This is a genomic window from Desulfobacterium sp. N47, assembly GCF_051233685.1.
In the GTDB taxonomy this organism is placed as follows: Bacteria; Desulfobacterota; Desulfobacteria; order Desulfobacterales; family RPRI01; genus RPRI01.
Genome location: NZ_JBAMMY010000294.1, coordinates 1 through 1,509 on the forward strand (window position 1 = coordinate 1; position 1,509 = coordinate 1,509).

The window sequence follows — 1,509 nt, forward strand, 5'->3', positions numbered from 1 at the left end:
TGAATCTCATACTTGGATGACAACTCCGCTATCGTATCCTCTGACCTGATGGCTTCCAATGCAACCTTTGCTTTAAAATTCCCTGGATATTGCTTTCTCATTCTGTCTCCTTTATAATGGAGTCAATATCACAGAAAAAGTAGCTTAACCATCAGTTCAAATTTCGGGGTCCATTATAGTAGTGCCCGATATGAGAAAGTTCAGAAAACTGGCATTTCTAAGCCGCTATGTTTCGCAGATACTCAGGGCTCGGTTTCCTGATGGCCGAAAAGATAGTGAGCTGCCTCAGAAAAACCGCATTTTAAGAGATTTTGATATTGATTCTCTGCTGCATTTCACTTCCAATATGTTGGGAATTTGAAATTCACCTGTATGGCAAAAAGGGTTAGTGCGGATGACAAAGACAAACGCGATTTATTGGTCTATTTATTGTGGAAAACAGGACGCTTTTCAAACAGAGAAATCGGAAATCGTTTCGGATTGACATATTCGGCTGTCAGTCAGCGTGTTAAGATGATGACAAACAGGCTTTCGGTGGAAAAAGGTCTTCAGGATCAATACATAATGCTTAAATCACAAATCAAGGTTTGATATTGATTCTTGATAAAGCATAGTGAGCATGAAGTTAAAAAGTTAAGGACGTCACTAAAATTCCCTCACTATAATGTCCATTGACAAGATATCATAATTGAGTTAGTAGCTTAGCCTATCATATTGATATTGAATGTATTATATATGTTTTTGAGCAGTTGTAACCACGAGTAGGATTACGGTCTGATAATCTGAAGCATTGTCTTTCGAAATGAGAGATAAGGCTTTTTTATTCAAAGAGTCGTTTAACCGGAAGATAGTAAAAAAAGCAAGACTCTGAATTTTCCTTACTATAGCTGATACTTCAGGGTGCTTCTGTATAATAATACCCCTTTGTAAAAAGAATGGTTATTTTATAATATTCCAATATGCTTAAAGCCTTATAAGTCCATTTTTTTGTGATATTATAGGCGTCTTATACATCTCTATAACTATGTTTTGGTTTTATACAGAAAGCTGTCTATCTAATGTTAGCCAACATTGCCTTCGGTAATTGGTACTTAAGGGGGACTAAATGATGATTTGGGAATATATTGAAAAGAAGCAAAAAGATGAATCATCAAAGGCATACAAAATATTAAAAAAATTTAAGCTAATAACCAACAGTACTTCTCAACTTAAAAAAACGAAAATTTCAGTTATTTTTTCGTTAGTAATTATGGCAATTACAGTAATGGCTGAAGCGGATGTTTTTCGTAATATACTGATGGCATTTAGAACTATAAAATTAGATGAAATTGAAATTTGCTTTAGGGTATTTATTTATAATATAATCCCAATGAGCTAATTTCAAAACGATTAAAGGCGGCTTGTTAAACAGGTCAACAGTTGAAATCCCGGCAATAGAGCGGACTTAAGGGCTCCGATTTTCATTGGAGAACCACAAAAGGCAATAAATGCCGAGTTTTTGACAATACC

At 34.9% G+C, this 1,509-nt stretch carries 3 protein-coding genes; all 3 read left to right on the forward strand.

The genetic code is table 11. The annotated features are described in order from the left end of the window. Positions 1–190: 190 nt before the first annotated feature. The 3 genes from VXK47_RS19055 to VXK47_RS19065 all read left to right on the forward strand — a co-directional run bounded on the left by VXK47_RS19055 (position 191) and on the right by VXK47_RS19065 (position 1,378). Entirely contained in the window at positions 191–361 is a 171-nt protein-coding gene (locus VXK47_RS19055; RefSeq protein ID WP_435550372.1) for a hypothetical protein, read from the forward strand. Positions 362–372: 11 nt separating this feature from the next. Beyond that, positions 373–591: a winged helix-turn-helix transcriptional regulator gene (locus VXK47_RS19060; RefSeq protein WP_435550373.1), complete on the forward strand. Its 219-nt coding sequence runs from the start codon at positions 373–375 to the stop codon at positions 589–591. Positions 592–1,105: 514 nt separating this feature from the next. Next, positions 1,106–1,378 (forward strand): hypothetical protein, encoded by a 273-nt coding sequence (locus tag VXK47_RS19065; RefSeq protein ID WP_435550374.1) that lies wholly within the window; start codon positions 1,106–1,108, stop codon positions 1,376–1,378. Positions 1,379–1,509: the final 131 nt, after the last annotated feature.